General features: G+C 66.9%; 29 protein-coding genes. 10 read left to right on the forward strand and 19 right to left on the reverse strand.

Annotated elements, in window-relative coordinates:
• Nucleotides 1-30: 30 nt before the first annotated feature.
• The 5 genes from ACZK08_RS17110 to ACZK08_RS17130 form a co-directional block, all read right to left on the reverse strand.
• A complete protein-coding gene (locus ACZK08_RS17110; protein WP_053517196.1) occupies nucleotides 31-762 on the reverse strand; it encodes a LytR/AlgR family response regulator transcription factor in 732 nt (243 codons plus the stop codon).
• 10 nt (nucleotides 763-772) lie between these two features.
• Nucleotides 773-1816 (reverse strand): sensor histidine kinase, encoded by a 1044-nt coding sequence (locus ACZK08_RS17115; RefSeq protein ID WP_065174485.1) that lies wholly within the window; start codon nucleotides 1814-1816, stop codon nucleotides 773-775.
• 3 nt (nucleotides 1817-1819) lie between these two features.
• The gene (locus ACZK08_RS17120) at nucleotides 1820-2479 is read right to left on the reverse strand and encodes an alpha/beta hydrolase (protein WP_065181614.1); all 660 of its coding nucleotides are present in this window, start codon (nucleotides 2477-2479) and stop codon (nucleotides 1820-1822) included.
• A gap of 50 nt (nucleotides 2480-2529) precedes the next feature.
• Nucleotides 2530-4455, reverse strand: coding sequence for a glucans biosynthesis glucosyltransferase MdoH (gene mdoH / locus ACZK08_RS17125; protein WP_053517189.1), 1926 nt, complete (start codon nucleotides 4453-4455; stop codon nucleotides 2530-2532).
• Between the two features lie 383 nt (nucleotides 4456-4838).
• Nucleotides 4839-5009 carry a hypothetical protein gene (locus ACZK08_RS17130; protein WP_164972337.1) on the reverse strand — a complete coding sequence of 57 codons (171 nt, stop codon included), beginning with the start codon at nucleotides 5007-5009 and terminating at the stop codon, nucleotides 4839-4841.
• Between the two features lie 215 nt (nucleotides 5010-5224).
• Between ACZK08_RS17130 and ACZK08_RS17135 the strand changes: the two genes are divergently transcribed.
• The gene (locus tag ACZK08_RS17135; protein ID WP_065174483.1) at nucleotides 5225-5611 is read left to right on the forward strand and encodes a DUF2628 domain-containing protein; all 387 of its coding nucleotides are present in this window, start codon (nucleotides 5225-5227) and stop codon (nucleotides 5609-5611) included.
• A gap of 79 nt (nucleotides 5612-5690) precedes the next feature.
• On the opposite strand, the gene ACZK08_RS17140 is transcribed toward ACZK08_RS17135, so the two are convergent.
• Together ACZK08_RS17140 and ACZK08_RS17145 are read right to left on the reverse strand one after the other, a co-directional pair.
• A complete protein-coding gene (locus ACZK08_RS17140) occupies nucleotides 5691-8225 on the reverse strand; it encodes a methyl-accepting chemotaxis protein (protein ID WP_065181613.1) in 2535 nt (844 codons plus the stop codon).
• Between the two features lie 210 nt (nucleotides 8226-8435).
• Complete coding sequence (locus ACZK08_RS17145; RefSeq protein ID WP_053517184.1) at nucleotides 8436-9329, reverse strand: NAD-dependent epimerase/dehydratase family protein; 894 nt, start codon at nucleotides 9327-9329, stop codon at nucleotides 8436-8438.
• Nucleotides 9330-9533: 204 nt separating this feature from the next.
• Between ACZK08_RS17145 and ACZK08_RS17150 the strand changes: the two genes are divergently transcribed.
• Nucleotides 9534-9821, forward strand: a complete 288-nt coding sequence (locus ACZK08_RS17150; RefSeq protein WP_053517182.1) for a hypothetical protein — start codon at nucleotides 9534-9536, stop codon at nucleotides 9819-9821.
• Between the two features lie 10 nt (nucleotides 9822-9831).
• On the opposite strand, the gene ACZK08_RS17155 is transcribed toward ACZK08_RS17150, so the two are convergent.
• The gene (locus ACZK08_RS17155) at nucleotides 9832-10182 is read right to left on the reverse strand and encodes a VOC family protein (RefSeq protein ID WP_053517180.1); all 351 of its coding nucleotides are present in this window, start codon (nucleotides 10180-10182) and stop codon (nucleotides 9832-9834) included.
• A gap of 223 nt (nucleotides 10183-10405) precedes the next feature.
• On the opposite strand from ACZK08_RS17155, the gene ACZK08_RS17160 reads away from it, so the two are divergent.
• Complete coding sequence (locus ACZK08_RS17160) at nucleotides 10406-13759, forward strand: autotransporter domain-containing protein (protein ID WP_065181612.1); 3354 nt, start codon at nucleotides 10406-10408, stop codon at nucleotides 13757-13759.
• A gap of 83 nt (nucleotides 13760-13842) precedes the next feature.
• On the opposite strand, the gene ACZK08_RS17165 is transcribed toward ACZK08_RS17160, so the two are convergent.
• Nucleotides 13843-14295, reverse strand: a complete 453-nt coding sequence (locus ACZK08_RS17165; RefSeq protein ID WP_053517176.1) for a PA2169 family four-helix-bundle protein — start codon at nucleotides 14293-14295, stop codon at nucleotides 13843-13845.
• 458 nt (nucleotides 14296-14753) lie between these two features.
• Here ACZK08_RS17165 and ACZK08_RS17170 point away from each other — a divergent pair, with 458 nt between their 5' ends.
• Nucleotides 14754-15251, forward strand: a complete 498-nt coding sequence (locus ACZK08_RS17170) for a YciE/YciF ferroxidase family protein (RefSeq protein ID WP_065181611.1) — start codon at nucleotides 14754-14756, stop codon at nucleotides 15249-15251.
• A gap of 50 nt (nucleotides 15252-15301) precedes the next feature.
• Entirely contained in the window at nucleotides 15302-15580 is a 279-nt protein-coding gene (locus ACZK08_RS17175) for a hypothetical protein (protein WP_053517173.1), read from the forward strand.
• On the opposite strand, the gene ACZK08_RS17180 is transcribed toward ACZK08_RS17175, so the two are convergent.
• The 3 genes from ACZK08_RS17180 to ACZK08_RS17190 are packed head-to-tail and all read right to left on the reverse strand — an operon-like array spanning nucleotide 15581 to nucleotide 17575.
• Nucleotides 15581-16342 carry a DNA-formamidopyrimidine glycosylase family protein gene (locus ACZK08_RS17180; protein ID WP_065181610.1) on the reverse strand — a complete coding sequence of 254 codons (762 nt, stop codon included), beginning with the start codon at nucleotides 16340-16342 and terminating at the stop codon, nucleotides 15581-15583. It lies immediately after the preceding gene.
• Nucleotides 16335-17105, reverse strand: coding sequence for a DUF72 domain-containing protein (locus ACZK08_RS17185; RefSeq protein WP_065181609.1), 771 nt, complete (start codon nucleotides 17103-17105; stop codon nucleotides 16335-16337). The genes ACZK08_RS17180 and ACZK08_RS17185 overlap by 8 nt, the downstream gene beginning before the upstream one ends.
• Entirely contained in the window at nucleotides 17102-17575 is a 474-nt protein-coding gene (locus ACZK08_RS17190) for a BLUF domain-containing protein (RefSeq protein ID WP_065181608.1), read from the reverse strand. Before ACZK08_RS17190 ends, ACZK08_RS17185 begins: the two co-directional genes overlap by 4 nt.
• Before the next feature lie 235 nt (nucleotides 17576-17810).
• Here ACZK08_RS17190 and ACZK08_RS17195 point away from each other — a divergent pair, with 235 nt between their 5' ends.
• Nucleotides 17811-18125: a KGG domain-containing protein gene (locus ACZK08_RS17195; protein WP_053517166.1), complete on the forward strand. Its 315-nt coding sequence runs from the start codon at nucleotides 17811-17813 to the stop codon at nucleotides 18123-18125.
• A gap of 58 nt (nucleotides 18126-18183) precedes the next feature.
• Here ACZK08_RS17195 and ACZK08_RS17200 read toward each other — a convergent pair whose 3' ends face one another.
• The 4 genes from ACZK08_RS17200 to ACZK08_RS17215 all read right to left on the reverse strand — a co-directional run bounded on the left by ACZK08_RS17200 (nucleotide 18184) and on the right by ACZK08_RS17215 (nucleotide 21755).
• Nucleotides 18184-19671: an FAD-dependent oxidoreductase gene (locus ACZK08_RS17200; RefSeq protein ID WP_065181633.1), complete on the reverse strand. Its 1488-nt coding sequence runs from the start codon at nucleotides 19669-19671 to the stop codon at nucleotides 18184-18186.
• A 120-nt stretch (nucleotides 19672-19791) separates the two neighbouring features.
• Nucleotides 19792-20700, reverse strand: a complete 909-nt coding sequence (locus ACZK08_RS17205) for a manganese catalase family protein (RefSeq protein WP_053517164.1) — start codon at nucleotides 20698-20700, stop codon at nucleotides 19792-19794.
• 30 nt (nucleotides 20701-20730) lie between these two features.
• Nucleotides 20731-21252, reverse strand: coding sequence for a ferritin-like domain-containing protein (locus tag ACZK08_RS17210; RefSeq protein WP_053517162.1), 522 nt, complete (start codon nucleotides 21250-21252; stop codon nucleotides 20731-20733).
• A gap of 164 nt (nucleotides 21253-21416) precedes the next feature.
• Nucleotides 21417-21755, reverse strand: coding sequence for a hypothetical protein (locus tag ACZK08_RS17215; protein WP_231107744.1), 339 nt, complete (start codon nucleotides 21753-21755; stop codon nucleotides 21417-21419).
• A gap of 191 nt (nucleotides 21756-21946) precedes the next feature.
• Between ACZK08_RS17215 and ACZK08_RS17220 the strand changes: the two genes are divergently transcribed.
• Nucleotides 21947-22339: a response regulator gene (locus ACZK08_RS17220; RefSeq protein ID WP_053517160.1), complete on the forward strand. Its 393-nt coding sequence runs from the start codon at nucleotides 21947-21949 to the stop codon at nucleotides 22337-22339.
• A 42-nt stretch (nucleotides 22340-22381) separates the two neighbouring features.
• Here the strand turns inward: ACZK08_RS17220 and ACZK08_RS17225 are convergent, their stop codons facing one another.
• The 3 genes from ACZK08_RS17225 to ACZK08_RS17235 form a co-directional block, all read right to left on the reverse strand.
• The gene (locus tag ACZK08_RS17225; RefSeq protein ID WP_065181606.1) at nucleotides 22382-22810 is read right to left on the reverse strand and encodes a BLUF domain-containing protein; all 429 of its coding nucleotides are present in this window, start codon (nucleotides 22808-22810) and stop codon (nucleotides 22382-22384) included.
• Nucleotides 22811-22933: 123 nt separating this feature from the next.
• On the reverse strand, nucleotides 22934-23428 hold the full coding sequence (locus ACZK08_RS17230) for a hypothetical protein (protein ID WP_065181605.1): 495 nt from the start codon (nucleotides 23426-23428) through the stop codon (nucleotides 22934-22936).
• 7 nt (nucleotides 23429-23435) lie between these two features.
• A complete protein-coding gene (locus tag ACZK08_RS17235) occupies nucleotides 23436-24599 on the reverse strand; it encodes a zinc-dependent alcohol dehydrogenase (protein ID WP_065174470.1) in 1164 nt (387 codons plus the stop codon).
• Nucleotides 24600-24756: 157 nt separating this feature from the next.
• On the opposite strand from ACZK08_RS17235, the gene ACZK08_RS17240 reads away from it, so the two are divergent.
• The 3 genes from ACZK08_RS17240 to ACZK08_RS17250 all read left to right on the forward strand — a co-directional run bounded on the left by ACZK08_RS17240 (nucleotide 24757) and on the right by ACZK08_RS17250 (nucleotide 26265).
• Nucleotides 24757-24951 carry a hypothetical protein gene (locus tag ACZK08_RS17240; protein ID WP_053517152.1) on the forward strand — a complete coding sequence of 65 codons (195 nt, stop codon included), beginning with the start codon at nucleotides 24757-24759 and terminating at the stop codon, nucleotides 24949-24951.
• 99 nt (nucleotides 24952-25050) lie between these two features.
• On the forward strand, nucleotides 25051-25689 hold the full coding sequence (locus tag ACZK08_RS17245; RefSeq protein ID WP_053517150.1) for a DUF6766 family protein: 639 nt from the start codon (nucleotides 25051-25053) through the stop codon (nucleotides 25687-25689).
• 3 nt (nucleotides 25690-25692) lie between these two features.
• A complete protein-coding gene (locus tag ACZK08_RS17250) occupies nucleotides 25693-26265 on the forward strand; it encodes a cysteine hydrolase family protein (RefSeq protein ID WP_065174468.1) in 573 nt (190 codons plus the stop codon).
• Nucleotides 26266-26295 lie beyond the last annotated feature (30 nt).

A 26295-nucleotide genomic window follows, 5' to 3' on the forward strand; every position in this document is an offset into this window, starting at 1 on the left:
GCAGTCGCGGCCGCAGGCCGCGCCGGACACTCACAGATGCCGCAGTTCCTGCTTCAGCGTCGCCACACAGCGGCGGCTGACCTCCAGCGGCTGCTTGCCATGCCGGAGCACCGCCTGCACCTGCCCGCCCACGCCACGACGCAGTTCCACCAGTTCGTGCCGCGCCACCAGACAGTTGCGGTGGATGCGCACGAAGCGGCTGGCGAATTCCTCCTCCAGCGACTTCAGCGACTCCTCGATCAGGTCCTCACCACGCGCGTGGTGCACCACCACGTACTTTTCCTCGGCCTGCAGGTAATGGATGTCATCCAGTGGAATCAGCCGCAGGCTGCCCCGCAGCCGGGCGCACAGCATGCTGCGTGCCTGTTGCCCCGCGTCGTGCTGTGGCTGCCCCCCGCGCCCGGCCAGAAAGGTCCGCGCGCGCGCGATGGCCGCTGCCAGCCGCTCGGCACGCACCGGCTTCATCAGGTAGTCGATGGCCGCCGCTTCGAATGCCGACAAGGCATGCGCGTCGTAGGCCGTACAGAACACCACCGCCGGGCGTGGCTCGAAGCTGGCCAGGTGACGGGCCGCTTCCAGCCCATCCAGTCCGGGCATCGCGATGTCCAGCAGCACCAGGTCCGGCTGCAGTTCCGCGCAGGCGTGCAGGGCCTGCTCGCCGTTACCGGCCTCGGCCACCACGTCCACCCCCTCCTGCGCGGCCAGCAGGCTGCGCAGGCGCTCGCGCGCCAGCGGTTCGTCATCGGCGATGACTACCCTCACGATCGTTCCCTCACTGGATCGGCACCGTCACCTGGCAGGCATAGTAGCCCTCGCTCCAGCCGGCCGTCATCCGTGCGGCACTGCCGAAGCGCCACGCCAGGCGATGACCGATGCTGTGCTGGGCATGCCCGGCGCCGCGTGCCAGGGCCAGCCCCGGCGTCTGTGGATCGGGAGCGGGATTGCGTACGCGGATGTGCAGCTCGTTGCCTTCGCGCGCCACGTGCAGCTCGACGGTGCCACCTTCCGGCAACCGCGAAATGCCATGCAGCACCGCGTTTTCCACCAGTGGCTGCAACACCAGCCGCGGCAGCGGCTGCTCCCACGGCAGCGGCTCGTCACGCTGCCAATGCACCTGCAGGCGCTCTCCCAGGCGCAGCGACTCGATCGACAGGTAACGCTCGGCCAGCTCGCATTCGGCCTGCAGGGTGGAGTCTCCATCGCCCGCCCCCAGCGCCGCGCGGAACAGATCGGACAGGTCCAGCACGGCGCGTTCGGCCACCGCCGGATCACGATGCAGCAGACTGGCGATCAGATTCATGCTGTTGAACAGGAAATGCGGACGGATCCGGGCCTGCAGTGCATCGGCCTGTGCACGTGCGTTGGCCTGCACCTGCGCGGCCCAGCGGTCGCTCACGTAGAAGTAGCGCAGGGCCAGCGCGCTGATCAGTGCGCTGGTGGCCGCACTGCCAAGGGTGAAGCGCCAGAAGCTGATGCCACGGGCGAAGCTGTCGCCCAGCACGGCATACAGCGCGTGGATGATGCCCGCGCAGACCACGGCGATCAGCGCCGCCAGTGCGATCGCCGCAGCGGCGCCCAGCAGCGGTGGCAGCCTCGACAGCGCCTGCCGCAGCATGCACAGGCTGGCGGTCACCGCCAGCGCCAGCCAGAGTGCGAAACCGCTGGCCGAAAGCAGCTCGCCCACCGTCCAGTGACGGCTGCCATCGGGGGCCAGGGCCAGCAGCACCACCACCAGCTCGGCCAGGCCGAGCATCGCCGCCAGCCGCCGCAGGCGGCACAGTTCCGGCATCCAGGGAGGCGTGCTGGCCGGTGACATGGGTCAGGCGACGCCCAGGCGTTCCTGCAGCCAGTCACCCAGGGCATCGATCTCCTCGGCACAGACCTGGTGCGCCATCGGGTAGCTGTGCCACTGCACCTGCAGGCCCAACACGCGCAGCGCCTGCGCGCTGTGTGCGGCTACCGCCTGCGGAATGACCGGGTCGCCGCTGCCGTGGGCCATGAACACCGGCACGTCCACTGCGGTAGCCACGCGCTCGGCGCTGTCCGCGTCTGGCAGGTAGGTGGACAGCGCGATCAGCCCGGCCAGCGGCGCCGTGCGCGACAGCGCGGCGGTAAGAATGATCGCGCCCCCCTGCGAGAAGCCGGCCAGGAAGATCTGCTCCGGCGTGATGCCCCGCTCGATCTCGCGGGCGATCAGGGCCTCTACCTGGGCCACCGATTCGCGCACGCCGGCCATGTCGGCGCGGGAACGGAAATCCATGCCGACAATGTCGTACCAGCCGCGCATCGGCACGCCGTTGTTGATCGTGATCGGCCGCACCGGGGCGTGCGGGAACACGAAGCGCAGCGCCGGCCAGTGCGGACGCACCAGCTCCGGAACGATCGGGGCGAAGTCATGGCCATCGGCGCCGAGGCCGTGCAGCCAGATCACCGACCACTGCGGCGAGGCGCCGGTTTCCTGTTCCACCGTTTGCAGCATGTTGCGGCTCCTTCAGATGCGAGCCGCATTATGCCGCCGGTGTGGGGCGATCAGTACAGCGGTGGCTGTTCGGCCGCTTCCCGGCGCAGCTGCGCGGCGCGTACCAGCACCGGCGGCGGAATGTTCTCCTCGGGGATGTCGAGCAGGCCCAGCCGGTGCAGGAACGCACCGGGACCGCGCGACGAGGTCAGTGCCACCACCGGAATGGCCAGCACCATGCCGATCACCACCGGCGCCATCCATGCCGCCAGCGACGGCGAGACCAGCCAGGCCAGCACGCCCATGAAGGCGCCGAACAGGCCCAGGCCGCCGTAACCGCGCACCAGCGCCATCCAGGAAATGCCACCGTCGTCGCGCTGCTGGGCGTCCCACCCCGAGTCGCGTCCGGACAGCACTTCGGCCACGCCGCGGGACTGCACATACATGACCACCGGCGCCATCAGTGCGGCCAGCACGGTCTCCACCAGCATCGACACGAAGGCACGGAACGCACCGCCGCAGCCACGACGATCCACCGGGTCCAGCAGCATCGCCAGGTAGCCCAGCACCTTGGGCATCAGCAGTACCGCCATGGTGGCGGCGAACAGGCGCACCACCTGCTGCTCGTCCTGCGCGCGCCAGTACACGCCGGGCGCCAGGTGCAGCACGGCATTGAAGTCGATGCCTTCCTGGAACAGCGGGATGGCGATGCCGATCAGCATCAGCATCGCCCACATGGGCGCAGTGAAGTAATGGCCGATGCCGATCAGCATGTGCATGCGGCTGATCCAGTGCAGGCCGCGGCTGCCGACCACCTTGCCGTGCTGCAGGTTGCCCTGGCACCAGCGACGGTCGCGCACCAGCAGGTCGGTCAGGGTCGGCGGGCCTTCCTCATAGCTGCCCCCCAGGTACGGCACCATGTGCGCGGCCCAGCCGCCACGCCGCATCAGCGCGGCTTCGACGAAGTCGTGGCTGAGCACGTGGCCGCCGAACGGCTTGCGCCCAGGCAGCGATGGCAGGCCGGCATGGTCGGCGAAGGCACGGGTGCGGATGATGGCGTTGTGGCCCCAGTAGTTGCTTTCAGCGCCGTGCCACCAGGCCACGCCCCGGGCGATCACCGGCCCGTAGACGCGGCCGCCGAACTGCTGCATGCGGGCGAACAGGGTGCGTCCGCCGATCACCGACGGCAGGGTCTGGATCAGGCCGACGTCAGCGTTGTGTTCCATGCCGGCCACCAGGCGCACGATGCTGTCGCCGGTCATCAGGCTGTCGGCGTCCAGGATCAGCATCTGCGGGTAGGCCCCGCCGAAGCGGCGCACCCAGTCGGCGATGTTGCCCGCCTTGCGGCCGCTGTTGTCGCCACGACGGCGGTAGAACAGCCGCACGCGGCCGTCGGGCACCTGCTCGCGGAGCTCGGCGAAGACCTGCTCTTCGGCCCGCGCGATATCGTCACGGCGGGTGTCACTGAGCACGAAGAAGTCGAAACGCTCCAGCTGGCCGGTGGCCGCCACCGATTCGTAGATCGCACGCAGGCCGGCCAGCAGCCGGCGCGGATCCTCGTTGTAGGTCGGCATCAGCAGCGCCGTGCGGCTGTGCACGGTGGGCAGCGGCTTGTCCGGATCAATGCCCAGGCGATAGCCACGGTCGAACACGGCGGTGAGGAAGCCTGCCACCGCGCTGGCGAACGACAGCGCGATCCAGGCGAACAGGCCCACGAACAGCACCAGCAGGCAGGCTTCGAGCACGCTGATGCCGTTGACCGACAACACCCGCCACATCATCCGGGTGGCCGCTGCGGTCATCACCAGCGTGCCGCCCAGGATGTACAGCCGACGCAGGCCGATCAGGCGTGGCGAGGTGCGGTGCCGGCGCACCCTGAGCTGCCCTTCGCGCAGGGTCTGCTCGGGCATCGGCAAGGGCACTTCGGCAGGCAGCAGCGCCCAGCCGGCGTCAGGCCCGGGCGATTCCGCCTCCGCATGGATGGTCTGCACCCCCATCGGCGCCTACTCCGCGCAGTCGGCATGGCCGGCCGTCCGGGCCAGGCTGCATGCACGAAGGTTCCCGGCGCGCCTTCCCGGCGCCCGCACTTGTCCTGGCTGCGTCGGCCTGAGGCCGCGCAGTCGCTGTCTGTCACTACCGGAACCCACACGATCTCCAACGGGGCGGAATCGAAAATGCGGCCCAGTCTAGGCCGCTACATGTAAGCCGGGTGCGAAGGCCTACGCCGGGATTTCTCCCCATTCAGCAAACAGCAGGCGAGGCTGCCGACGGCCTGCCGGATCGACCGCCATTGGATCGAGCAAAACGGGCGGCGACACATCCCTCGGCGATCGCGCTGGCGGCGGGGCCAACGCGATCGATCGTACTTCAGCAGCGCGCGTTACTCGTCCTGCAGGACGACGCCGGCCGCGTCCTGCAGGGCAGCGGTGCGCGCACGGTCCATCGCCACCGCCAGTTGCTGGCGGGCGAGCAGTTGTTGGGCCTGCACCACTTCGGGTGTGGGCAGAAGCACCGGTCCCGGTGCGTTTTCCGGTGTAGCGGGTGTGGTCATGCAACCTCCGTGGACATCCCCGCTGCCGCGCGGGTCCAACCGGGCGGCAGCGGAACTGCGCACCCTATCCTAAAAACAAGGCGGATGGGTGACGTGCAAGCCGGTGAGGCCTGCGCCTGCAAAGGACATGTATCACGTTCCAGGCACGCAGCGCTGGATCCTGAATAGGCATTTCCGGTAGCATGAAAACGTTTTCTCACAGGGAAGTTCCTCCCATGAATACCGTCGACCTCACCCACTTCAGCCCCAAGTGGCAATTCCGCTTCAACTTCTACCGCCAGCACGGCGCGCCCAAGGAGCCCGGCTTCAAGCAGGCCTGGCGGGCCCTGTCCTTCGGCGACCGCCTGAAGATCAACCTGAACATCTTTGCCCTGTTCTTCGGCCCCATCTACCTGCTGATCCTGGGCATGTGGCGCAAGGCGCTGGTGGTGATCGGCATCGCCATCGCCCTGGCGGCCATCACGATGTTCCTGCCCGACATCGTCGGCCGCGCGGTGTTCATCGCCTTCAATGTCTTGGTCGCCTCCAGCACCAACTACAGCTATTACCTGGAAAAGGTGGAAGGCCGGATCCGCTGGAACCCGTTTGAAGGAATGTTCTGAGCCACTCAGACCTGCGCACGGACGCGCGGCAAGGATGCAACCGACGCCCGGCCCCCGCCGGGCGTCTTCGTTTCCGGCGTCAGGCCGCGCGCAGCGTGGCCGTCGTGCCCGTGGCCGACTGCAGCCGGAAGCGGGACACCGCCACCGCAAGCTGCTCGGCCTGCTCTTCCATCGCGCGCGCGGCAGCACTGGCCTCTTCCACCAGCGCCGCATTCTGCTGGGTGGTTTCATCCATCTGCACCACGGTCTGGTTGACCTGCTCGATGCCGGCCGACTGCTCGCGTGAGGCGGCCGAGATCTCGGCCATGATCTCGTTGACCCGCCCGACCTGGCCGACGATCTCCTGCATGGTGTTGCCTGCGCGGTGCACCAGCTGCGCACCACTGCCGACCTGGGCCACCGATGCGTCGATCAGTCCCTTGATTTCCTTCGCCGCTGCGGCCGAGCGCTGGGCCAGCGCGCGCACTTCGCTGGCCACCACGGCGAAGCCGCGTCCCTGCTCGCCCGCACGCGCGGCCTCAACGGCGGCGTTAAGGGCCAGGATGTTGGTCTGGAAGGCGATGCCGTCGATCACCGAGATGATCTCGGCGATGCGCTGCGATGAGGTTTCGATCTGCTGCATGGTCTGTACCACTTGGCCGACCACCTTTCCGCCTTCGCTGGCCACGTCCGCCGCCGATGCGGCCAACGTGTTCGCCTGCAGGGCATGATCGGCATTCTGGCGCACGGTGGAGGTCAACTCCTCCATCGACGCTGCCGTTTCTTCCAGGTTGGCCGCCTGCAGTTCTGTGCGACGTGACAGATCGCTGTTGCCCGCGGCGATCTCGCCGGCCGCCAGGCGGATGCTCGCCGCTGACTGCTGGATCTGGCCGACGATATGGGTCAGCTGTTGCGCGGTGCTGTTGGCATCGTCGCGCATCACCGCGAACACACCATGGAAGTCGCCCTGCATGCGTGCACTGAGATCGCCGGCGGCGATGGCGCGCAGCAGCGTGGAAAGCGCCGCGAGGTTGTGGTCGCTGGCCTGCATCATCGCGTTCAGCGTGGTCACCATGCGGCGGAAATCGTGCTCGAACCGCTCACTGTCACCACGCACGGCAAAGTCGCCGGCGGCAGCAGCGGCGGCCAGCTGCTGGATCTGCTCGTTGATCGCCGCCAGGTTGCTCTTGGTGGTGGCCATGGCGGCGGTGAACACCGCCTTCTCGCCCGGCAGCGGCTCCATGTCCACGCTCAGATCGCCCACCGCGTAGCGCTGCATCACGTCCACCAGCCGCTGGGTGACCGCATTGCTGGACGCCACCAGCTGATTGCTGTCGGCCACCATGCGACCGTACTCCCCCGGGAAGGCCGCCGCGTCCATCCGGTAACTGAGCTCGCCCGCATCATGGCGGCGTGCCATCTCCGCCTGCGCCGCCATCACAGCCTGCAGCTGTCCCCGCATGCCCTGCATCGCCTCGAGCAGGCGCCCGACCTCATCGTTGCCGCGCGCCGGCAGCGCGGTGTCCAGCTTGCCCGCCGCCACGTCACCTGCAATGCGTACCGCCTGCGCCAGCGGCCGGATCGCCAGGTGACGCAGCAGCAGGTAGACACCGGCGCTCAATGTCAGCGCGGCCAGCACGCCGACCAGCAGCGTCAGCCACAGCAGCTGGCGAGCCTCGGCCACGATAACGGCATGCGGCACCACCACACCCAGCGCGAAGCGCTGCGGGGCATCGCCAACCCGCAGTGGCACGTACAGGCGCACATTGCCGGCGGCATCCGGCTCGAACGCTTCGACGGTCCTGTCGGCCGCGATTCCGGCCAGCATGTCGCGGGTGAAGGCATCGGTGCGCGGCTTGCCGATCTCGGCGGCGTCGGCCGAAGCCAGGACTACGCCCTTGGGCGAAAGCAGTTCAACGCGGCCTGCTCCCATCGGCGCAAGCGTCGCCAGATGCTTCTGCAGTGCCGCCAGCGAGAAATCGACGGTGAACACGCCGAGGAACGTGCCGTTCTCCACGATGGGCGTGCTCAGGGTGCTCATCAGCACCTTCTGGCCGGCGATCTCATAGGCATAGGGCTCGCTCACCTTGGGCAGCTTGTCGCGGCTCGGCCCCATGTACCAGTCACCGGAACCGCTGGCGGTGTCGGTGTAGTCGGTCATCACCGACTGCTGCGGTTTGCCATCCTGCCAGGCCCAGTAGCTCATGTAGCGACCGGTGGCGTCATGGGCCTCGCTGTTGACGAACTCCGCGTCCCTGCCATCGAAGGCATCGGCCTCCCACATGGTGCTCTTGCCCAGCCACTCCGGGTGCGCGCGCAGCTGTTCGCCGAGCACGGCCGCCAGGCTGGCACGATCAGGCTGGTCGCCCCGCGCGCGCTGGGCCAGGACGGCCTCGACCATGGCATCGTTGCTGGCGAAGGCGGTGCCCAGATCGGCCGCAACCTGGCGCGCTTCGGCATGCGCCTCGCTGGCCATGGTCTGCCGCGACGCGTTGATCAGGCTGGCACTGGCCTGGCGGTAGATCAGAAAGGCGGTCAGGCCGAAGCACAACAGCGCGATGGCAGCGGTGCCCAGCATCAGCTTGTGGGCGATGCTGCCCGGACGACGGGCAGCGGCGGAGCGGGAAGACGGCATGGGAGGGTCCGCAAGGCAGGTCAGGACATCCGGCACCGCGTTGGCGCCGCGCTGGTGCGCGATCCCTCGCGCGGCGACCTGTCTGAGCCGGGCGATGCCCGGCACCGCAAGGGCGCACCGGGTTAGCGGCCGTTCCGCGGCGGGGTTGAGTCGTTGCCCTGCGTCAAGCTGAATGCACTCAGTTTGGGATGGCTCATACGTGCGGCGAACCTACTCGACCACCCGGTCCTTCAACCACTGCGTGCGTGGCAGCACTTCGATGCTGCCTGCCGCGTACTGCTGCAGTACATCGTCCGGACCGTAGCGCGGCTGCCAGCCCAGCACCGCAACCGCACGGCTGCCGTCGTACACGCGGTCGATGCTCAGCGGCAGTGGCCAGCCGCGGCGCTCGAACTCGGCCAGCAGCTGCGGTGCGCGCCGCGCCAGCACCCGGCGTGGCTGGGTGGCCAGTTCCAGGCAGTCCTCGCGCCGGAAGGGGGTCGGCGCGCAGGCGATGTAGCGCTGGAACGGTGCGCCCCCGTTGTGCAGCAGCGCGGCATGCGCGCTGGCCACATCGCGTGCATCCAGGCCCCGGTGCAGGCGGAACATCGCCATGCGCTCGGGAGGCTCGGGGAAGCAGCGGCCCATGCGCAGCACGCGCACGGCGAACGCCTCCGATGCCGCGGCTTCGGCCAGCGCCTCGGCCTGCAGCTTGGTGCGGTGGTAGATGGTCCTGGGCAGGGGTTCAGTGTCTTCGTCGATCCAGCGACAACCGCCTGCCACCACGGCATGGCCATACAGGGCGGTGGTGCTGGTCAACACGAAGCGTCCGACGCCGGCGTCACGCGCCAGCCGCAGCAGCTGCGCGGTCGCCTCCACGTTGATCTGCTGGAACACCGTGTCCGGCACCAGCCCGACATGCGGTGCATGCAGCGCAGCGGTGTGGATCACCGCATCCACGCCGCGCACGGCACGCTCCAGTGCCTTCGTGTTGGTGACATCGGCAATGATGCGTGTAGTGGCGAACGGGCTGCGGTCCAGCCCGATGACTTCATGGGTGGCCGCCAACGCGCCGAAGATCGCGCGTCCGATCCGCCCGGAACTTCCGGTCAACAGAATCTTCATTGAGTCCATTCACTCAACAGCGCCCGGGAGCTACCGGGATGAACCGATTCTAGGCGTGGCCTGTGTCCAGGGCGATAGCGGCGCTGCGCAAGTGCAGCGTCAACGACAGGCAGGCAGAACGTGAAGACCACGCGCCATCTGCGGACGTACCGTTAGCCTGCCGTCGGCAAGCATGAGGCTCCGCCACGCCGAGAGAGATCCCCTATGGCCAGCAGCAACCGCGGGTTCGCGTCGATGGACCAGCGCATGCAGCGCGCGATCGCCGCCAAGGGTGGGCGCGCCGCCCATGCCTCCGGCAACGCCCATGAATTCAGTCCCGCCGAGGCGCGCATTGCCGGCCGCAAAGGAGGCGAAGCCATCAGCCGCGATCGCCAGCACATGGCCGCGATCGGTCGCGAAGGCGGGCATGCACGCCACGCCCGCGCACAACAGCAGCGCCAGCAGTCCGATCAAGGTCCACAGGGCCGCGACGAACCGGGTCAGCAGGACTGAGCGACGCGCCTCAGCCGTGGCTGAGGAGGTTCAGCAGGCGCCCGAACGGGTCCCGCACATAGAACCGGCGCACGCCCCATGGCTCCTCGACGGGGCCATACACGACGTCGATGCCAGCGCTGCGGATCCGTTGCAGAACGTCATCCAGATCGTCCACCTCGATCGACAGGTCCGGCACCGGCGTACCCGATCCGCCCTCGCTGGCGAAACTGAGCTGCGCAGGTGCAGTGTCCTGCCCGGCGCAGGTGACGATCCAGCCATGATCCATCACCACCGGCATGCCGAGGATGCCACCGTAGAACGCGGCGGCGCGCGCCGGATCGGGCGTGGCGATGTTGGCGACGATGCGTCTGACAGCCATGACGTTCCTGTTCAATGAGGGGCAAAAACGAAACTGCGCGACCGGCCGGCACACCGTCAATCTTCAGGGACGCGTGTACAGACTGATGCGGCAGGGTGCGAAAAGTGTGGCTTTCGTCACGAAACATTAACGCGTTAACAAAATTCCCGTCACATCGCTGGGGGTGAAACGCATCCAGGACAGTTAGCGGCTGGGTAGACCGTCAATCAAGGAAGTTTGCCTGATGAATCACCCGCTGCATGGCCGTTCGTCCCGCTCCCGTTCCCCCTTGCAACGCCCGCTGGCACTCGCGGTGGCCAGCTCCCTGCTACTGGCAGCCGCCCTGCCGGCGATGGCCTCCGATTCACTCGATGCCTGGCAGCAGCAGCGCCAGCTGCAGGCGGCGTGGGCCCAGCCGGGCCATGCACAGACGGACGCAACCGTTGGTGCTTCGGCGCAGGCCACGTCCACCCCGGTCCTGGGCAAAGCGGGCGACGCCGCCAGTTGGCACAGCGACGAGTTCAATGCCGACTGGGGCCTGGCCGCGATGGGGGCCGACCATGCCTATGCCCGCGGCCTGACCGGCCAGGGTGTACGCCTGGCGCTGTTCGATTCCGGCTCGGCGCTGGCCCACCCGGAATTCGCCGGCCGCAACACCACCAGCATCACCATCGGCCCGGACTGCGCGACGGCGGGGATCGTCGCCGGCGAAGGGGCCTGCTCGCAGACCCGCGGCGAACAACCCGGCTACAACTATTACGGCCTCGGTGCCGGGGTGCCGGCGGCGCTCGCCGGTCGCCTGATCGCGGCCGGCCTGCCCTACGGCTTCAGCTACGCCGATCATGGCACCCACGTGCTGGGCACCATCGGCGCCAACCGCGACGGCACCGGCATGCATGGCGTGGCCTTCGGTGCCGACCTGACGGCAGCGCGCGTGTTCGGTGACACCTACTATGAGTGGCGCCTGGATCCGGATGGTTTCTATCGCCCCCGCGCGGTGTACCGCACCGACCCGGACGACGACGCCGTACTGGACATGTATGCGCAGGTCCAGGCGCAGGGCGTGCGCGCCATCAACCACAGTTGGGGCATCTCGACCCGCAACATGAGTGCCGCGGCGCTCGACCGCCAGTACGCCGCGATTGGCGCGGATTACGACGTCTACGGCAGCATCTACGCAGGCAGCGACGCTGCCCCCGGGTCGACCCTGATCCAGGTGTGGTCGGCCGGCAACGGCAGCGGAGCCGTCGCGGGCATCACTGCGGCCCTGCCGCGCTGGAAGCCGGAGATCGAACCCTACTGGCTGGCCGTGGCCAACGTGCGCCAGCCGGTCGCCGACGATGGCGAAACCGACTATGTGCTCGACGACAGCTCCAGCATCTGCGGTGCCGCCGCCAACTGGTGCATCTCCGCCCCGGGCACCGACATCGCCAGCACCATCGTCTCCGGTGAGATCCAGGGGCGCATCGAGGAAACCAGCGAGTACCTGCGGCTGATCATCGACAGCGAGAACACCGAGTACACCTACGGCCTGAAGACGGGCACCTCGATGGCGGCGCCGCACATCACCGGCGCCCTCGGGCTGCTGTTTGAGCGCTTCCCCTACCTGGACAGCGCACAGGTCCGCGACGTGCTGCTGACGACCGCCCGCGATCTGGGCGATCCGGGCATCGATGAGATCTACGGCTGGGGCATGGTCGACCTGCGCAAGGCCATCGAAGGCTTCGGCTCGCTGCGCGTGGACACCGATGTGGTGATGAACCAGAAGGCCGGTGGCCTGAAGGTCTGGGAAGGCGAGGCCTGGGATGACTGGACCAACGACATCGGTGGCCCCGGCAAGCTGACCAAGTCCGGCATCGGCTGGCTGCGCCTGAGCGGCGACAACAGCTTCAACGGTGCGGTGGTGAACGATGGCGTCCTGGAATTGAATGGCGCCAACACGCTCACCTCGGCAGTGGAGGTGAAGGGCGGCCAGTTCCTGCTCAACGGCTCGCTGGTCTCCACCGCCCTGAACACCACCGGCGGCGTCAGCACGGTCAGCGCCGGCGGCGTGCTGGACCACAGCAACCTGGTGGTCGATGGCGGCGTGATCTCCTTCAACGGTACGCAGACCGGCGGTAATACCACCGTAGGCGCCAATGGCCTGCTGAAGGGTGTCGGCACCCTGGGCACCACCCGGGTCGACGGCATCATCGCGCCGGGCAATTCGATCGGCACGCTGACCGTCAACGGTGACTACGTGCAGGGCGCTACCGGTGTGTTCGCGTCTGAACTGGCGCCGGGAGGCCGCAGCGACCAGCTGCACGTCACCGGCACCGCCACGCTGGACGGCACGCTGGTCGCGCTGCCCGAACCGGGCGTGTACTACCTGGGTGAGCAGTTCAACATCCTGCGCGCCGACGGTGGCATCAACGGTCAGTTCGCCCGTACCGACTTCAGTGCATTCTCGCCGTTCCTGCAGTTCAGCCTGGCCTACAGCGCCAATGGTGCGCGCATCGACGTGGCCCGGGGTGCGCTGCTGGCCACCGCGGCCACCACGCGCAACCAGCGCGCCGTCGCTGGCGTAGCCGATGGCCTGGCGATCAACCAGGGGCTGCCCCGGCCGCTGACCCAGCTGTTCCCCGCCCAGGTCGGCGCCGCGCTGGACGGCCTGAGCGGTGAGCTGCATGCCGCCACGCCGCTGGTGCTGGTCGAGAGCAGCCGCTACGTGCGTGATGCAGCCTTGTCGCGGCGTGCGGGCAATGCGTCGCCGGGCAGCACCGGCGACGCGACCGGTGCGTGGGTACAGGCGATCGGCGGCAACGGCAAGCTCGATGGCGATGTCGAAACCGCGCGCACCGACGCCAACAGCAACGGCCTGCTGGTCGGTATCGACCGCGAGTTCGATGGCTGGCAGGCCGGCGTGCTGGCCGGCACCGGCCGTACCGACGTCAAGCAACGCGACCGCCGTGCCAAGTCGAAGATCGACAACACCCACGTCGGTGCCTACGCCAGCCACAGCTGGGGCGGCTTCGGTCTGCGCGGTGGCGTGGCCTGGAGCAAGCACGAGGCAGAGAGCACCCGCGAGCTGGCGTTCGCAGGATTCAGCGACACGCTCACCGGCCGTTATGACGCGCGTACCCGCCAGGCTTTCCTCGAAGCCGGCTACCGTTTCGGCTCTGATGAAGGCGGCCTGGAGCCCTACCTGCAGGTTGCCCGCGTCGAAGTGGACCTGAAGCGCATCAACGAGCGGGGCGGCGCCGCCGCACTGCAGGGCGAAGTGGAAGACACCCGTACTACCGTGGCGACCGCTGGGCTGCGCTTCGACAAGGGTCTGAAGGCATCCTTCCAGCAGGACAGCTGGCTGCACCTGCGTGGCGCGGTGGGTTATCGCCGGGCCTCCGGCGACCGCAGCCAGGTGGCCAACCTCGCCTTCGCCAACGGTGGCGGCGCGTTCGCCGTCAGCGGAGCGCCGATCGCCGACAGCGCTGTCGTGGCCGAGCTGGGGCTGTCCGCGTGGCTGACCCCGCGGCAGTCGCTGGAGCTGGGCTACAGCGGCCAGTTCGGCAGCGAGAGCCGTGACCATGGCGCCACGGCGCGCTGGTCCGTGCGCTTCTGATCCACGTTCAACTTACCTGCTGAAGAGCATTGGGGCGGCCTGGGGCCGCCCCTTTTTTTCTCCGGAGAATGCAGCCCGGGCGATCAGGCTGCCTTCATCGCGTGCTTCCGCGCACGCATCACGTTGTGGCATTCCTGCACTTCCGGCAGCAGCTGGGTCACTTCCTGGCGTACCGCCGGCGGCAGCCCCTCATCCTTCAGCGCGTCCTTGAAAGCTGCCAACAGGCGGTCTTCCGATTCTTCCAGCTCGGCCACGTAGCCATAGTTGGTGTCGCCGAACGCTGCGCGCACCTTGCCGTAGAACTGCTGCATCGAGCCGACCAGGGTGCCGTGTTCGGCGGGCTTGCCACCGGTGGCCGCAACCGCGCCACTGAGCGCGGACACGATGCGGCCCTTGACGCCGGCAATGCGGGTGAACAGTGCCGCCAGCTCGGCGTCCTTCACCTTCGTGGCCGCCTCTTCGTAGAACGACTTGCCGTCGCGTGCGATCTCGATCAGGTCGTTGAGACGATGTTCGATGGTGGACTGGGTGCTCATGTTCTGCTCCTGAAGTTCAGATTCGTTGGGAACGGACAACGGTGTGCGTTGCCTGCATCACTACCTTGGCCAAAGGGCTGTGGCCCTGGGGTGAGCGTCGTTTGATGCATGCATCACGTCGCTCAACGCGGCCTGACCGCCGCTACCAGGGCACGAAAAGGATGATCCCGGTAATCACCAGCACGGCGGCCAGCACTCCCAGCAGCACCTTCCCTTGTCGCCAGCTCGGCGTCGGTTTTCCTGGCGTGTTCATCGTGTTTTCTCCTGTCGATGCGGACGCTGGCAGCCTGATGCATACGCCAGCGTCGGCACGTGCACGCCATGTGCATCGCGCGTGCACATGTGAGGGCCCTGCATGGACCATGCCGGTGGACAGCGATATCGCGCTCACCGCATGTACGCCGGGCATCAACGCCGGGCCCGCTACGGTCATCGTTCCTTCCCGACTGGAGCCGCACATGGCCATCAAGACTGCCGAAGACCTGTTCATCCACGAACTTTCGGACATCTACAGCGCCGAGAAGCAGCTGACCAAAGCCCTGCCCCGCCTTGCCCGTGCGGCCGAGAATCCGGATCTCGCCGCCGCCTTCGAAACCCATCTGGAGGAAACCCAGGGCCAGATCGAGCGGATCGACCAGGTGGTCGAGACGCTGGGCATCCGTCTCAAGCGCATCAAGTGTGCAGCGATGGAAGGGCTGGTGGAGGAAGGCAAGGAAGTCATCGACAGCATCGACAAGGGACCGGTGCGTGATGCCGCACTGATCGGTGGCGCCCAGAAAGTCGAGCACTACGAGATCGCGTCGTACGGCACCATCGCCGCGCTGGCCAAGCAGCTGGGCTACAAGGACGCGCTCCCCCTGCTGCTGGAAACACTGGCCGAAGAAAAGTCGACCGACGAGAAGTTGACCCTACTGGCCAAGGGGGGCGGCAACGCCAAGGCAGCACAGGCCGCCTGAGTTCCACTGCGATACGCCGCCAGGGACGGCGGCGGCAACAGGAGATCCCGATGCATCCGGATATCATCGGCTGGATGGCGACCCTTGTGCTGGTCGCCACCTTGCTCAGGCAGATGGTCAAGCAGTGGCGTTCGCCACATCCCGAGACACTGTCACGATGGTTGTTCGCAGGCCAGATGGTGGCCTCGGCGCTGTTCACCCTCTACAGCCTGATGCTGGGCAGCAGCGTCTTCGTGGTGACCAATCTGCTTCTGTTGGCGACGGCTCTGCTTGGGCAGGTGTTGGCGCGGCATCGCCAGAGGCAGGCCCCCCTCCCTCCCCCCTGTTGATCACCGCTGGCGGATACCGGGCGGCCCGGGATCGCCGAACAGGACCTGATCGCGGGGACAGAAAAAGCTGCGTCGCCGGGTTCTGCCCAGATACTGCTTGCTGACGGGGCCGCCACATCGCGGACAGCTGCGTTTGGCATGCACCTGCCAGTGCCTCTTGAGCTCGTGGCGACGCTTCCATTCCAGGAACTCGTAGCTGTAGGTCCTGGCTTCGCGGATCAGTGATCCCAGCCTGCGCGGCGGCAGGTCACCCACACGCGTGGCCGGGTGTACGCCGATCCGGAACAGCACTTCGTTCTTGATGATGTTGCCAACGCCGGCAAAAACGTTCTGGTCCAGCAGTGCGTCGCACACCAGGACGTCAGCCATCGCTTTCAGGCGGCGGCGCGCGAGCCGGGGGTCCCACGCATCGCTCATCACATCGGTGCGCCAGTCGTAGGCTTCTTCCAACGGGCCGTCGATGAGTTTGACCGAACAGGCATAGAGGTTCAGTTCGCCGGCATCGAACCTCAGCGATACGCGCGGAGGCGAAGGCTTGCGCTCATCGATACGCCAGCTGCCGAACAGCATCAGATGAATCCGCAAGGTATGCGTGCCGAACTCCAGCAGGAAGTGCTTCCCCCAACTACGCACGGATCGCACGCGCTGCCCTGCAAGCATGGACAGGTCAATCCGGCTGTTGCCCCCGACATGTCGCAGTATCTGGCCGGTGAACATCTCGGCGGCCTCGCGCAGCAGCACGATGGAAGGGCCTTCAGGCATGGCCGTGTTCTCCGAGCAGTGCCTGCAATCGCAGTGCATTGCTGACCGCATGGCCCTGCGCCGTGTTGTCCAGGATCATCCAGGCGCAATGGCCGGCACGCGCGCGGTCCCTGAGCAGCCCGGCCAGCCGTGCCAGTGTGGTCTCGTCATAAGCGCTGCGATAGATATCCGGCTGGCCGTGCCATCGCCAATAGCTCCAGCCGCGGGCCCCGCCCGGCTCGCCCGCCTGCGCGACCCGCGCCGGGTCCGCCGCCACGCGCGCGATGTCATGGACCGCCAGCAGCGCATCCACCTCGGCACTGAACCAGGACGGATGTCGAGGCTCGCACGCCACCTGCCTGCGCGTGCGCCGACGCAGATCGTGCAGAAACGGTTCGACGTGCTGCGGCTCGTACGCCAGGCTGGGAGGCAACTGCAACAGCAGCGCACCCAACCGGCTGCCGAGTTCTTCCACCGCAGCCAGGAACGGGTCGAGCAGCGGGCCGGCACCGCGCAGCCGCTGCTCGTGCGAGATGGAACGCGGCATCTTCACCGTGAAGCGGAAATCGTCCGGAACGGAAGCGGCCCAGCGCCGATAGGTCTGGGGCAGGTGCGGGCGATAGAACGAGGAGTTGATCTCGACCAGAGAAAGGCGCGTGGCGTAGCGCTGCAGCAGACTATCACCTCCACCGAAACTGGAGCGATCCGCCGCCGACAGGGACCATCCTGCGCAACCGATGCGTATCCGCGTTCCGGCAGGGTGCGGTTCCACCCCAGCGCTCATGACCCGCTCCCACCAGCAAGCGCAGCCTGCATCATCGGTCCGCCCTGATCGGCTCGCAGGAGAGGCGCCGTCAACAGCTGCAGCCTGTCCAGCGCGCTGGTCGGAATTCCGCTGGCCGTGCTGCGCACGAACCCGGTCCAGTCAGACAGGGCCACCCTGCCGAGTGCCGTGTGCTCCACCTGCAGCCAACCCATCCGCCAGTGCGAGAACTGGCGGCGACCGATACGACCGCGGTTGAGCTCGACCACACTGTGATGGCTGCTGCTGTCGAGGATGCGCCGCCACGCGGCGTCCACGCCCTGCTGTGGCCCCTCCAGATACTGAAGGAAGCGATGACCATCGAACAGAAGCACGCCGGTGATGTCCGCTGCTTCATTGAATGCCACCGCGTCGTTGACGAGACCGCGCAGCCGTTCCGCGCTCAATGAGGCAACGGCTTCGCTCGCATAGGCAATGGCACGCAGAGGCATGGGGGCACCGGTGATTGCAGGGGTCTCTACCTTAGTCCTTGCTACCGAAGGTGCGGTGATTCCGGCGTGCAAGCCGCGTTCAAGTGCGGGGCCGGCTGTGCGCTCGTGGTGATGGCATGAGGAATACGGCAAGCGCGGACGACATCGTGTTGCCGCATGAAGCACTGCCGGCTAGCGGCGGATGTGGATGATGGTCGGTGCCGTCAATACGACGGCTCAACACTGGAGACATTCCATGGCCAACCAGAATCAGAACCAGGGCAACAGCAACCGAGGCTTCGCTTCGATGGACGAGGACAAGCAGCGTGACATCGCTGCCAAGGGCGGACGCGCTGCGCATGAGTCGGGCAACGCACACGAGTTCAGCCCGGAGGAAGCCCGTGAAGCCGGCCGCAAGGGCGGCGAATCCGTAAGCCAGGATCGTCAGCACATGGCCGACATCGGTCGCGAGGGCGGGCAGGCGAGCCGCGGCGGCGGAAACCGGGGCGACGGTCAGCAACAGCAACAGCAGCAACGCGGCGGCAATAACCGTGGCGGCCAGCAGCGCTGATCGGTCGTGACCGGATGCAACAGCGGATGGGCGGGCAACGTTCCCGCCCATCTTCACATCAGCGGCGCGGCTCCAGTCCCGTCCGGGCCGGACCTTCCAGCAATGCGCCGGTCGCGCTGAAGCGGCTTCCGTGACAAGGGCAGTCCCAGCTGCGCTCCAGCCCATTCCACTGCACCAGGCACTTCAGATGCGGGCATACCGCTGACATCACATGCACATCGCCCGCGTCGTCGCGATGCACGGCCAGATGATCGCCGCCCACCTGGACGACCACGCCCTCACCTGGCGCGATGTTCGCCGTGCGCATGTGTGTCGCCCGCATCCGGTCCGCGATCATATGCTTGGCGACGGTCGCGTTGCAGCGGGCCCATCCGGCAATCGAACGCAGCGGTGTGAACCGCATGGGACTGAACAATCGCGCCGCATCGGTCTGCACACCCTGGATGCCCTCGCAGATGGCATGCGCCGCCACACCCGCCCAGGTCAGGCCATCAGCACCGTAACCGGAGGCTATCCAGACGTTGTCGTGGGCACTGTTGCCGATGAAGGGCAGCCGGTCTGCCGGCCGGAACTGCTGCGCCGACCAGCTCACGGATGGGCCTGACACAGCGAAATGGTGCTGCAGATCCGCCTCGAGGGCTGCGCAGGGATCTGTGGCGGGGGTCTCTCCGACGCGGTGCGATTCACCCACCATCACCAGCCAGGGCGCGCCGTCCGGCCCGGTCGCACGCCGCAGTGAGCGGTGCCGGTCCGCAATCCAGTGAATACCGGCGGCGGGCGGCCCGGAGACGGGCGCGGCCACCGCGTATTCGCGATAGCACTCCATCTCTGCCTGTACGAGATTGAAGCCCGCAGGTGAGTGGGTAGCGAGTACGAAATGGTCGGCGCGGATCGAGCCATGCCGTGTGCTGGCGATACCCGCCTCGGGATCGAGCGCGGTCAACGCGGTGTGCTCATGGATCCGGACGCGGCCTGACAATCGCATGGCAAGTCCAGCGCAGAACGCAGCCGGGTCGAACTGCGCCTGCCCCTCGAGCGTGAAGGCGTGGCCCAGCGTGAACGGAAGTCCGTGCTGCCGATGCCGGCACGGCAGGCCGGCGCAGGTGTACGCCTGCAGCTCCCTCTCGAACTGCAGTGTCGCCTGCCGGTCCCGGCCCTGGACTCCGTACTGCATCGGGACCCGGTCGAAACCGCAACGCAAGTCGTATCGTCTGACCAGCAGTTCGATCGCACGGATCGCCTGGGCGCGCCACTGCACCACGCGGGACACGACATCGCCTCCCCAGCGCGCGACCAGATCCGCCATGTTCGAAACCGGTGCATACAGATTGCCCGTCGACAGACCCGTATTACGCGAAGCAATGCGTCCCGCGTCCACCACCACGACGTCCAACCCGCAATCGGCAAGCCGGGCTGCAGTCAGCAGGCCCGTCATCCCCGCGCCCACCACCAGCACCTGCGTGCGCAGGTCGCCCTGTGCCGGCGGACAGGGATGGCTCTGCATCATCTCCAGCCACAGGCTGGTGCGTGGGCGCGGGTCGTTCATGGTCACTCGTCTCCCTCCGGAGAACCGTTTATGGCGATCAGGGGGTGAAGCGGCGGCGGCCTCGCTGTGTACGTTCTGTCGGCCATGTATCCGTTACAGGGTGCCGCGCCCATCGCTGCATCATGGCTCGCGCGCCGGAAGATCCAGCGCACCCGAGCCAGGACCGGCACCCAGCTCGGCACCGGTCGCCGGCCTCGCCTCTGGATCAGACATCGTGCGCACCGTCATCGCCTGCACGGCAGCCTGTTCACGTGTGTCCAGTTCCACCGAGGCGCTGCCGTCGCCGCCATCCAGGGCCATCTGCGCATCGCGGTCGTCGACGCGCTCCCAGAGCTCGCCGCTGTTCCAGCTCCCCTGCAATCCCTCCGATCCTTCGCCCTGCGACAGGTCCACGTACAGATCCGTGTAGGCCGGGTCACCGGGCAGCTTGCCGGGCGGGAAGTTGGGCTGGATGCTGTGCAGCGCCTTCTCGAATGACTTCATATGTGCCACCTCGCGGGTCATCAGGAAGCGCAGTGCGTCCTTGATGCCGGGATCGTCGGTGACGTTGATCAGGCGCTCATAGACCAGTTTGGCGCGGGCCTCGGCGGCAATGTTGGAGCGCAGGTCGGCACTGGGGTCACCGATCGTATCGATGTAGGCGGCAGTCCACGGCACCCCGCTGGAGTTCACCAGCGCAGGACCGGCACCGTAGAGGATCTGCTCTGTGTGGCTGGTGCTGTTCTGCCCCAGCAGCCGCATGTCCTCGGCCTCTGCCAGCGCCTCGGACTGTATCGCCTTGGGCCCGCGGTTCAACAGCGCGATGATGGTGCCGATGATTTCCAGGTGGCTGATCTCTTCCGTGGCAATGTCCATCAGCAGATCCTTGCGCCCGGGATCACACTCCGCCAGCCCCTGGGTGAAGTAGCGCATGGCCGCCGCCAGCTCGCCCTGCGGGCCGCCGAACTGCTCCAGCATCAGCGTGGCCAGCTGCGGGTTCGACGCACGCACGCGTACGGTGTACATCAATTTCTTGTGGTGGAAAAACATGGCAATCTCCAGTAGCGGGCACGCCGAGTCCTAGCGCTTGGCTTCAGCGCCCGGGGTCTCGTCGCGGTTGAGGAAGGCACCGACCAGGCCGTCCTGGTGATCTTCCAGCCAGCGCGCCATGGCAACCTCCTCCTGCAGGATCTGCCCGCACACGGCAGCGATGTCGGCAGCGCCGGCACGTTCGGCGGCGATGATCAGGGCGCGGTACGTGGCGATCTCGGTATTCTCGAAACCAAAGGACAGACCGAGACCCTTCACGACCTCATCCTCCATCAGGCTGTTTCCGGCCGCGTGGATGGCGGCCGTCAGGCTGGCGAACACGCCCTTGGCCGTGGGCACGCTGCCACCCAGTGATTCAATGCACTGGCGCAGCGATGCAGCCTGCTGCTGGGTCTCCTGCACGTGCTGGGCGATACGCGCAGCCAGCGCGGGATAGTTCTCGATACGCGAGGCCATGGCCTTCATCATGGTCTCGGCTTCCTGCTCCATCGCGTACGCGTCCTGCAGCCACTTCAGCAGGCGCTCGCTGCGAGCCGTAGTCTTCTCGGACATCACGACACTCCGGTGCGGGGCAACATGCCACCGAGGATCATGCTGAAGGCATGTCGATCAGCCGCATGTGGTCATGGGTGAGCGATTTCCAATGGCGCGTCCACATGACGCCGATGCCGCGCTAACACTCTTGCGTCGTGCTGCCCGTTGCCGCCGATCCGCGCTCAGGCCTGCAGCACGGATGAGGGAGCCGCAGGCGGCATCGGGTACGTGCGCGCAGCACCGGCCGAGCGACCCTCCGCGGCAGACAGCACCTGCATGACCCGATGCTCCGCTCGGCGCTGCGCGGCCTCCACGCCCACCACGTAGACGAAGCGGCCATCGAACTTGGCCTGCGCGCCGTCGAGACCGTCTGCCAACAGCAGTGCCCGCTTCAGCGACTTCATCCAGGCGCGGGAGGGCACCCCGTCAAGTTCGACGACGACTGCCGTCCCACCGCAGGCGAGCGGCATGCTTTCCACGCGCAGCACCTGGGGCGCAGACAGGGGTCCGGAAGCGTTCATTGGGCGACTCCTCGTGCGGGGACGGCGGCAGTATCCACAGTGATCGCCAACGCATCGTCAACGTTGCCGGCCCCTCCGTGCACGCCGCCTGCACGGCCCGCGCGGCTTCGCGTCGACACCACATCATCTCCGCATCGCCTTGATGGCCTGCGGCGGACACTGTCGTTCCCACGGCTCTATAGACCCACCTCATGCCTCGCACGACCGGCCAGCCTCCCTGCAATCTGCTTCTGGTGGAGGACCAGTTCGATCTGGCGGCACTGATGGAACAGGCACTTGAGGACAGTGGCGACCACGTCACCCATGCCTACAGCGTGTTTGATGCCCTCGGCCTGCTGGACCGTCAACGGTTCGATGGCGCGGTACTGGATGTGGAACTGCGCGATGGCGTGGTGTTTCCGGTAGCCGACCGCCTGGCCGAACTGAAGATTCCCTACCTGTTCGTCTCTGCGGTGTACGACCAGCTGGTACCTGCGCGCCACCGGCGTGCCCCCTTCGTCGCCAAGCCGTTCCACATCGAGGGCCTGCAACGCGCTGTCCGTCAGACGCTCTGCAGCGATACGGCGGCGGGAGGCCAGCGCTGAACCAGACCGTGCAGCAGCGAAGCGCGCTCCGCCGAGGGCGGCTCAGGCCGCGCGGGCGTAGGGCTCGACCAGGGCAAGCAGCCGCTCCATCGCCGTTGCATCCTCGTGACCGTCGGCAGCGCGCAGGATGAAGCTGGTCCAGTCCGCCCGGGCGATGTCCCGCAGGATGTCAGACTCTGTATGCAGGCATCGCATTGGCCAGAACGGCAACCGGCGCTGACCGACTCGACCGTGGGCCAACTCGATGATGCCACCATGGCTGCTGGCACCCGTCACCCGTGAGTAGGCCACCTCCAGTCCATCCGGTGGGCCTTCCATGTACTGCAGGAACCGCTGCCCATCAAACAGCAGCACACCGGTTACACCCGCGCCTCGATTGAAACGCGCGGCGTCGGCCATCAGGGATTCCAGCTTCCCGGCCGTGAAACCCTCACTGGCTTCACTGATGTAGACGATGGCTCTGTTCGGCACAATCCGGCTCCTGCTCCCACAAACATCGAGCCTATCGTGCTTCCCGTTCAGCGCCTGTGTACACGTACCGTGACCCGGTCACACTCCGCTGCATTCATACTCGTGTCGGCGGCCGCAACGCGGTCATCGCGAAAGAGACCGGTCTGCGCGCAGGCAGTGCCGCAGTTCCCACAGCCATGACAGCGCAACCACCATCGCCGGCAGCAGCGTGAGCACCCAGTCCTGCGCCGGCGCCGGGCGCCATTGCAGTGCCCACGCCGGTTCAGCGTGATGGGCCACCCAAAGCACGAACAGCCACGGTGCCACATCCAGCACGCTGTGCACATGCTGCTCGGCCGGACTGATGCGTCGCCGGCCATCCGCGCTGGCGGTATCGAGATACCCCGCGATCGCATGGGCGGCCGCCAGCACGGCAAGCAACACCGCCAGCGCCCGCGTATCGGCCAGCAGCAACCAGGCCAGCACACCAGTCCCCACAAGCCCCAGCTGCACCCCATGCAGCGTGCTCTCGCGCAGGCCCGAGGTGTGGGGCAGATCGGTGCGGCGATGAAAATGGAAGTCCAGCGTGCCTGCGGCAAGCCACAGCACGTACAGGACCATCATGGCCGAGGCGCTCATGCTGCTCTCACGGCGTAAGCACGATCTTGCGGCAGTCATCGTCCTTGGCATCGAACATTGCGTAGCCCTGTGCGGCGTCGGCCAGCCGCATGCGGTGGGAGATGATGTCGCCCGGGTCGAGGCGGCCCTCCATGATGGCATCCAGCAGTTCCGGCATCAGGCCCTGCACATGCGTCTGTCCCATCTTGAAGGTCAGGCCCTTGTCAAAAGCATCGCCGAGCAGGAAGCCGTGGATGAAACCGGCATAGACGCCGGGAATACTGATCACGCCGCCTCTTCGCGCGGCCGCGATGCACTGCCGGATCGCCACGCCACTGCTGCCTTCCAGCTTGACGGTGGTCAGCGCTGTTTCCAGTGCACTGCCTTCGGCCTCGAATCCGACGGCCTCGATGCAGGCATCCACGCCCCGGCCACTGGTCTGGCTGAGGATGTAATCGGCAGGATCCGGAATGTCCCTGAAATCGATCGGAATGACGCCGTAGGCATCCCGTGCATAGTCCAGCCGGTAGGACAGATGGTCGACCATGAAGATGGTTTCCGCACCCAGCAGGCGGCAGCATGCTGCGCTCATCAGGCCGACTGGACCCGCTCCGAAGATGGCCACGGTCGAGCCCGGCCTGATGCCCGCGTTGAGTGCAGCCTGGTAGCCGGTGGGCAGGATGTCGGACAGGAACAGGACCTGCTCGTCCGCCACACCGTCCGGAATCCGCAGCGGGCCGATGTTGGCCTTGGGCACGCGGACAAATTCAGCCTGCCCCCCGGCCACGCCCCCGTACAGGTGGCTGTAGCCGAACAGCGCTGCAGGAGGCAGCAGGCCTTTCTGGTTGAGCGCCGCCCCCTTGCCGGGATTGGTGGTCTCGCAGGCGGCATACTCGGCCAGGCGGCAATGGAAGCACTCACCGCAGGCAATCACGAACGGGATCACCACGCGGTCACCGGCGCGCACCTGGGTGACGGCGCTGCCGACCTCTTCCACGATGCCCATGAATTCATGGCCGAGCACATCGCCATCATGCAGGTCCGGGATCTTGCCGCGATACAGGTGCAGGTCCGAGCCACAGATGGCTGTCGCGGTCACGCGCAGGATGAGATCGTCATCCTGCGCCAGCACCGGATCGGGAACTGTCTCGACGCGCACATCCCTGCGGCCGTGATAGGTCAGTGCCTGCATGGTGCTTCTCCTAGGGAACGGACCTGCAGGATCGCAGCCCTCCCCCTGCGGGCAGAGTGACCGCACGGTGTGCGGGATGTTCATTCGACTGCGCCATTGCGTTAACCCTCACGCGCGCACGCTGCAGCCTCCATCCACCATCCACGGAAAGACTGCCATGAGCAACAAGCTGCCGTTCAACCCCACCGTCGACGTCGATGACCAGGCCAAGGCACATACACCCGACAAACGCCGCAACGACAACGCCAGATGGAAGGAGCACGACATGCCCGACGATGGCGATGGCCCCAAGGCGCGCCCGGATGACTATGAACGGCTCGATCCGGACCCCACCGGAAAGCGCCATCGCTGAGTCCGCCTCACGGACCGCATGCGCGGGATTCACGGATGTTTCTTGACCGGCCACGCAAGCTCACCGCATCCCCATAGGATCTGCATGGCGAGGTGCTGCATGTGGAAGCGGAACGGTCTGTCACTGGTTCTGCTGGCTCTGACCGTGCTGTTCATTGCCGGCCAGGCACTGTCAGGACTGCAGGTGCACAACGAGGAGCTGGTCCATCACGGCCGCGCGCCGCTGGATCTGTGGCATTACCTGGCCAGCGGCCACTTCATCAGTGCCACCTTCGAGAACTGGGAAAGCGAGTTCCTGCAGATGGGCATGTACGTGCTGCTCACCGTCAGCCTGCGCCAGCGCGGCTCTGCGGAATCGCGCCCACTTGACCCTGCACAGGAACACGCACGGATCGAGCCCGGCCCGACACCCTGGCCGGTGCTGCGTGGCGGTATATGGAAGACGCTCTATGGACATTCACTGGCGATCGCCTTCGGACTGCTCTTCCTGGTCAGCTTCAGTCTGCACGCCGTCGGCAGCTGGAAGGCAGAACAGGTGGAACAGCAGTTGCAGGGGCTGCCCCCTCCGTCCTTCCTGCAGCATCTGACCAGCAGCACGTTCTGGTTCGAGTCCATGCAGAACTGGCAAAGCGAATTCCTGGCGGTACTGGCCCTGGTCGTGCTGACCATCTTCCTGCGGCAGAAGGATTCCCCGCAGTCCAAGCCCGTGCAGGCGCCGCATGCGCAGACCGGAGACTGAGCCATGCCACGCCGGAATGCCACGACCGCACTGCTGGTCATCGACATGTTCAGCCGCTTCGATTTTCCCGACGCTGGCGCGCTGGCGCCCCTGGCGGAGCGGGCCGCGACCCGCATCCGCAGGGTGCGTGACCATTGCGATGCCCGCCGCTGGCCGGTGATCCATGCCAACGACAACTTCTCCGACTGGCAACGGGATTTCCGCCAGCAGGTGGAGCAGTGCAGGCGGGACGGTGGCAGTGCCGCGCGCATCGCGGACATGTTGGCGCCGGCCCCTCACCACTATTTCGTGCTCAAACCGAAGCACTCGGCGTTCCTCGCCACTCCCCTGCCGATCCTGCTGGCCAAACTGGGGGTCCGCCACCTGTGGCTCACCGGCATGGCGACCGATTCCTGCGTGCTGGCGACCGCGCTGGATGCCAACGCGCGGGAGTTCGAAGTAACCGTGGTGGCTGATGCCACCGCGGCGCTGCCAGCACGCAGGAGAGTGGCACTGCAGACGCTGGAGCGTTCAGGCGCCGCACGGATCGAGACGGTTGCCGGGCTGCTGTCCTCGCCGCGGCGAGCGCAGCGCTGAGCAACCGTCGATTTCCGGTCCTGCCGTTCG

This window comes from Stenotrophomonas sp. 112478_Sma, assembly GCF_056479905.1.

What these genes read in the sequence shown, in the direction of transcription:
- ACZK08_RS17115 (WP_065174485.1), bottom strand. Translation starts at nt 1,816, where the DNA reads ATGTCACCGGCCAGCACGCCTCCCTGGATGCCGGAACTGTGCCGCCTG.
- ACZK08_RS17120 (WP_065181614.1), bottom strand. Translation starts at nt 2,479, where the DNA reads ATGCTGCAAACGGTGGAACAGGAAACCGGCGCCTCGCCGCAGTGGTCG.
- mdoH (WP_053517189.1), bottom strand. Translation starts at nt 4,455, where the DNA reads ATGGGGGTGCAGACCATCCATGCGGAGGCGGAATCGCCCGGGCCTGAC.
- ACZK08_RS17130 (WP_164972337.1), bottom strand. Translation starts at nt 5,009, where the DNA reads ATGACCACACCCGCTACACCGGAAAACGCACCGGGACCGGTGCTTCTG.
- ACZK08_RS17135 (WP_065174483.1), top strand. Translation starts at nt 5,225, where the DNA reads ATGAATACCGTCGACCTCACCCACTTCAGCCCCAAGTGGCAATTCCGC.
- ACZK08_RS17140 (WP_065181613.1), bottom strand. Translation starts at nt 8,225, where the DNA reads ATGCCGTCTTCCCGCTCCGCCGCTGCCCGTCGTCCGGGCAGCATCGCC.
- ACZK08_RS17145 (WP_053517184.1), bottom strand. Translation starts at nt 9,329, where the DNA reads ATGAAGATTCTGTTGACCGGAAGTTCCGGGCGGATCGGACGCGCGATC.
- ACZK08_RS17150 (WP_053517182.1), top strand. Translation starts at nt 9,534, where the DNA reads ATGGCCAGCAGCAACCGCGGGTTCGCGTCGATGGACCAGCGCATGCAG.
- ACZK08_RS17155 (WP_053517180.1), bottom strand. Translation starts at nt 10,182, where the DNA reads ATGGCTGTCAGACGCATCGTCGCCAACATCGCCACGCCCGATCCGGCG.
- ACZK08_RS17160 (WP_065181612.1), top strand. Translation starts at nt 10,406, where the DNA reads ATGAATCACCCGCTGCATGGCCGTTCGTCCCGCTCCCGTTCCCCCTTG.
- ACZK08_RS17165 (WP_053517176.1), bottom strand. Translation starts at nt 14,295, where the DNA reads ATGAGCACCCAGTCCACCATCGAACATCGTCTCAACGACCTGATCGAG.
- ACZK08_RS17170 (WP_065181611.1), top strand. Translation starts at nt 14,754, where the DNA reads ATGGCCATCAAGACTGCCGAAGACCTGTTCATCCACGAACTTTCGGAC.
- ACZK08_RS17175 (WP_053517173.1), top strand. Translation starts at nt 15,302, where the DNA reads ATGCATCCGGATATCATCGGCTGGATGGCGACCCTTGTGCTGGTCGCC.
- ACZK08_RS17180 (WP_065181610.1), bottom strand. Translation starts at nt 16,342, where the DNA reads ATGCCTGAAGGCCCTTCCATCGTGCTGCTGCGCGAGGCCGCCGAGATG.
- ACZK08_RS17185 (WP_065181609.1), bottom strand. Translation starts at nt 17,105, where the DNA reads ATGAGCGCTGGGGTGGAACCGCACCCTGCCGGAACGCGGATACGCATC.
- ACZK08_RS17190 (WP_065181608.1), bottom strand. Translation starts at nt 17,575, where the DNA reads ATGCCTCTGCGTGCCATTGCCTATGCGAGCGAAGCCGTTGCCTCATTG.
- ACZK08_RS17195 (WP_053517166.1), top strand. Translation starts at nt 17,811, where the DNA reads ATGGCCAACCAGAATCAGAACCAGGGCAACAGCAACCGAGGCTTCGCT.
- ACZK08_RS17200 (WP_065181633.1), bottom strand. Translation starts at nt 19,671, where the DNA reads ATGAACGACCCGCGCCCACGCACCAGCCTGTGGCTGGAGATGATGCAG.
- ACZK08_RS17205 (WP_053517164.1), bottom strand. Translation starts at nt 20,700, where the DNA reads ATGTTTTTCCACCACAAGAAATTGATGTACACCGTACGCGTGCGTGCG.
- ACZK08_RS17210 (WP_053517162.1), bottom strand. Translation starts at nt 21,252, where the DNA reads ATGTCCGAGAAGACTACGGCTCGCAGCGAGCGCCTGCTGAAGTGGCTG.
- ACZK08_RS17215 (WP_231107744.1), bottom strand. Translation starts at nt 21,755, where the DNA reads ATGAACGCTTCCGGACCCCTGTCTGCGCCCCAGGTGCTGCGCGTGGAA.
- ACZK08_RS17220 (WP_053517160.1), top strand. Translation starts at nt 21,947, where the DNA reads ATGCCTCGCACGACCGGCCAGCCTCCCTGCAATCTGCTTCTGGTGGAG.
- ACZK08_RS17230 (WP_065181605.1), bottom strand. Translation starts at nt 23,428, where the DNA reads ATGAGCGCCTCGGCCATGATGGTCCTGTACGTGCTGTGGCTTGCCGCA.
- ACZK08_RS17235 (WP_065174470.1), bottom strand. Translation starts at nt 24,599, where the DNA reads ATGCAGGCACTGACCTATCACGGCCGCAGGGATGTGCGCGTCGAGACA.
- ACZK08_RS17240 (WP_053517152.1), top strand. Translation starts at nt 24,757, where the DNA reads ATGAGCAACAAGCTGCCGTTCAACCCCACCGTCGACGTCGATGACCAG.
- ACZK08_RS17245 (WP_053517150.1), top strand. Translation starts at nt 25,051, where the DNA reads ATGTGGAAGCGGAACGGTCTGTCACTGGTTCTGCTGGCTCTGACCGTG.
- ACZK08_RS17250 (WP_065174468.1), top strand. Translation starts at nt 25,693, where the DNA reads ATGCCACGCCGGAATGCCACGACCGCACTGCTGGTCATCGACATGTTC.